Raw genomic sequence first — 3,809 nt, forward strand, 5'->3', positions numbered from 1 at the left:
CACAAATGCGGCTGACCCGTTAAAAATGACATTTTTGAGTACCTTTAAAAATAGAAATTAAAAGATCAATTCGTGTCCCCTACTCCGCACTTGCGTTAACCGGGACGTTGTGTGCAATTATTACCAAAATTTTAGAATAAATGAAAAAGATTTTATTAATAATTAATATTGCGGCTTTAATAGCTGCCCTGATCTGGCTGAAAAATGATACTAGCTGGGAGCCTTTAGTCGCTAGTTTGGGCCTTATAGGAGCTTTAATTACCCAAATATTTAATAGCAAGAAAACAAACGAAACCACAACTATGAATCAAAAGGGAGGAAAAAACTCTAAAAATTATCAATCAAACAGAGATATAAATATCACCAACAATGATTAAAGACAATAATAAAAATCAACAAGGAGGAGATAGTTCATCAAATATTCAGGCTGAAAATGTAAATGTTTATAACGGCATATCTTATAGAGACGCTAAAGAAATTGCGCTAGATGTTTTTAAATCCAATTTTTTACATCTTAAAGACGAAGCCGCCCAAATAGCTGCGCAGAGAGCAGAAGAAATAACTGAAAAAATATTAGATTCATTAAAAGAAAAATCACCGGATGCTTTAGATGAATTTCAGCAGCCAGGAATGCAAGATTCTCTATTCACTGCTCAAAAAGAATATGCAAAAAGTGGCGATAAAGATTTGGGCGACTTACTGGCAGATATAGTGGTTGACAGAGCTAATGTATCTAAAAGAAATATGTTACAAATTGTTTTAGACGAATCCCTAACAATTGCTTCAAAGTTAACTGTCGAACAACTTGACACCTTGACCCTTATATTTCTATTGACTAGAACGGTAAGAAGATCATTGGGGAATTATGAAGATTTTAAAAAATACTTGCAATTTTCAATTTTTCCATTTGTAGAAAACTTATTTGATGATCAACAACAATATAACTATTTAGAGTACTTAAGATGCGGACAAATAAGAGCAGGAAATTTTGGTCAGTTAGAAAATAATTTACGGACAACTTACAAAGGTTTCTTTTCTAAAGGATTTACTCAAGAAGATTATAGTGAACATTTTAAAGACCACCTACAGAACTTCTCTGGTTTGGTAATTCCTTGTTTTCATAACAAAAAGCTCCAACAAATTGGAATGTTTGATGACGATGTTCTAGCAGAAAAAATGGAAGAAAATGCAATTAGTGATGAACAAAAAAATAAAATAAAAGCTTTTTTTGAGAGGACGACCTTATCAAGTCAGGAAATAAAAGAGATGTTGGAGCAGTTTGATCCAAAACTGGAAAAAGTATTTAGAATTTGGCAGAATTCAGCATTTAATAAATTTGAATTGTCCCACGTAGGTATTGCAATTGCTCATGCAAATTACAGAAGACGAACAGGTGAGACTATGGATCTTTCAATTTGGATAAAATAACTGCACACAACACTATATAAAAACAATACGGGAGCCTGTGCCTAATTGATAGTCCGCACGTACTTGTTGCGTCTGATTTCCTCCGGAAAATTATTGCAGGCAATCCCCGCACTGTTTTTATACGGGACGTTAGCTGCAAGCTTTAAACAAAATTTAAAATATGAATGTAGAAAGATTACACCGAATTTTAGTTGATATTGATAAAGAACTAAAAAAAGAAAAAATTGTAACCTTACTGCAACAAGTCAGAGATCATTTACAAAATCAGGTTAATCAACCAAATCAACCTTCACATCAAACGAATTTAGTTTCAAGTTTAGAAAAGCTGTACAATGCTTTAGAAAATTCCGCTTATAACGATTATTCTCCGAGTTGGAAGGATATAATTAGTGAAATAACGGGAGAAGTTGAACTGGGGGAAGAATTAAAACTTAAATTAGAAACAATTCTTTCCTCAAATGCAATAACACCTGCGAAAGCATTAGCCGATATAAAGATAATTTTTACAGATTTACAAAATTTTCAAAGCTCAATAAATAATGTTTTGACTGGTTTCAAGACACTTGGAATAGAGAAGGAGGATTTAGATCCTGGGGAATGCGAACTTGGTTATACAATTCCAAGAGATTATGTGGAAAATAAGTTAGTAGAATTAAAAAATGAAATTGCAGAACTAAATTTTATACTCAATCACATATCAGAAGTTGTTACAGGTAAAAAACAAGAATATGAGGTTAAAACAATATCATCAAGTGATTTTCTTTTATACATCTTGATTGGTCTTCAAGTTGCGAATGTTTTATCAAAAGCTACCGAGCGAATTTTGAATCACTATAAACAAATTCTAGAAATCAAGAATTTAAGAAATCAGTTAAAAGAAAAAGGAGTTCCTGCAACAAAAACTAAATCTATCGAGACCCACGCAAATGGAATTATGAAAACAGAGATTAAGTCAATTGCGAAAGAAATTATTAAAGAACATTATGATGGTGAAAATGGAAGAAAAAATGAATTAGAAAATGGTTTGATAATAGCGCTCAACAAATTGGCAAATAGAATCGATAAAGGATTTAATGTTGAGATTCGAGTAGAACCACTTCCGGAGCCAGAATCAGATGATGAAGAAAATGAAGAAGTAGATAAAGAATATCAATCAAAAGTTGATTTGATTAATTCTATAAAAGAAAGTTCAAGAAATATTGAGTTCATTGAAACTGGAGGTGATTCGATTTTAAAATTATCCGAGAAGAAACCGTCGTAAAAGCCAGCAGCTAACATCGGTTAACGGCCAATATGCGGTATTCCAGGAAAAACAATAACTTAGAACTCCAAACAACAAAACAATAAGCCGACAACTCCGCGTGCTAAATTCCGCACACTGGCGTTAACCGTAACCGTTGTATGCCATTTAAAAAAACATAATGAAAACAATTTTTACCGCACTTTTACTGCTAGTCATAACAACTCATTCTTTCGGACAAGAGTGGAATGAAAAATATGGACAACCAATTGTGGTTCTATTTGAGACCAATCCCTGGCTGATGGTAATAGGATCTGATGTACCAACTTTTGCACTTTACGAAAACGGCCAAATCATTTATAAAAAGGTAGTTAATAAGAAGTGGAAGTATTTTGAAATCAAAAATGATGTAGAAACCACTCAAAAAATAATCAAATCATTAGGCATAACAGATAACTTAATGCAGCAGCCCGATTATATAGAAGCATCAAGTTCGACTGATCAACCAACAAACATTTTAATTCTAAATTTTGATACTCTTCGAGAAATCAGTGTTTATGGTAGTCTGGAGGAAAAGAAAAGCGAAGCACGGAGAAACGTACCAGAAGATTTTATAAATGTCTATGACAACATTAAAAAGTTTAAAAGCAAAAATGCTGAGGATTGGGTTTCAGATTATATTGAGGTCCTGTTAACTGACTACAGTCACTCTCCAGAAGATCCAAAAGAATGGCCTGAAAATTGGCCCAATTTGAAAAGCGAATCAACAGTCGAAAGAAGTAAAACCCTATATAGTTTGTATTTGCCAAAAGAACACTTTGAAGATTTCAAAAGTCTTATTTCGGACTTGAAAGAAAAACAAGCAGTGGAGATAGGCGGAAAGAAATTTTCGGTTTCATATCGATTACCATTCCCAAACTTGATGTAATAAAACGGCATACAACAACGGTTAACACAAATGCGGCAAACCAGTCAAAAATGGCATTTTTGGGCACCTTTAAAAAACAGTAATTAAAAGATCAATTAGTGTCCCCTACTCCGCACTTGCGTTAACCGGGACGTTGCCTGCTATGTAAAAAATGGACGTATAAACAGACACGACATATTTTGGCAGCGTAACTTTATAAATTTGTAACATACT

At 33.3% G+C, this 3,809-nt stretch carries 4 protein-coding genes; all 4 read left to right on the forward strand.

Features of this window, described 5'->3' with window-relative positions; genetic code table 11:
* Window positions 1-140: 140 nt before the first annotated feature.
* Window positions 141-377: a hypothetical protein gene (locus ACQ93I_RS17040; protein ID WP_431699577.1), complete on the forward strand. Its 237-nt coding sequence runs from the start codon at window positions 141-143 to the stop codon at window positions 375-377.
* Complete coding sequence (locus ACQ93I_RS17045; protein WP_431699578.1) at window positions 370-1,428, forward strand: LPO_1073/Vpar_1526 family protein; 1,059 nt, start codon at window positions 370-372, stop codon at window positions 1,426-1,428. Before ACQ93I_RS17040 ends, ACQ93I_RS17045 begins: the two co-directional genes overlap by 8 nt.
* A gap of 160 nt (window positions 1,429-1,588) precedes the next feature.
* Window positions 1,589-2,689, forward strand: a complete 1,101-nt coding sequence (locus ACQ93I_RS17050; RefSeq protein ID WP_431699579.1) for a hypothetical protein — start codon at window positions 1,589-1,591, stop codon at window positions 2,687-2,689.
* 160 nt (window positions 2,690-2,849) lie between these two features.
* Entirely contained in the window at window positions 2,850-3,596 is a 747-nt protein-coding gene (locus ACQ93I_RS17055) for a hypothetical protein (protein WP_431699580.1), read from the forward strand.
* Window positions 3,597-3,809 lie beyond the last annotated feature (213 nt).

It is taken from the genome of Salinimicrobium sp. WS361 (assembly GCF_050750585.1).
Taxonomy (GTDB): Bacteria; Bacteroidota; Bacteroidia; order Flavobacteriales; family Flavobacteriaceae; genus Salinimicrobium.

Bases quoted from the DNA above. Each gene is read 5' to 3' on its own strand.
- ACQ93I_RS17055 (WP_431699580.1), top strand. From the start codon at position 2,850: ATGAAAACAATTTTTACCGCACTTTTACTGCTAGTCATAACAACTCAT.
- ACQ93I_RS17050 (WP_431699579.1), top strand. From the start codon at position 1,589: ATGAATGTAGAAAGATTACACCGAATTTTAGTTGATATTGATAAAGAA.
- ACQ93I_RS17045 (WP_431699578.1), top strand. From the start codon at position 370: ATGATTAAAGACAATAATAAAAATCAACAAGGAGGAGATAGTTCATCA.
- ACQ93I_RS17040 (WP_431699577.1), top strand. From the start codon at position 141: ATGAAAAAGATTTTATTAATAATTAATATTGCGGCTTTAATAGCTGCC.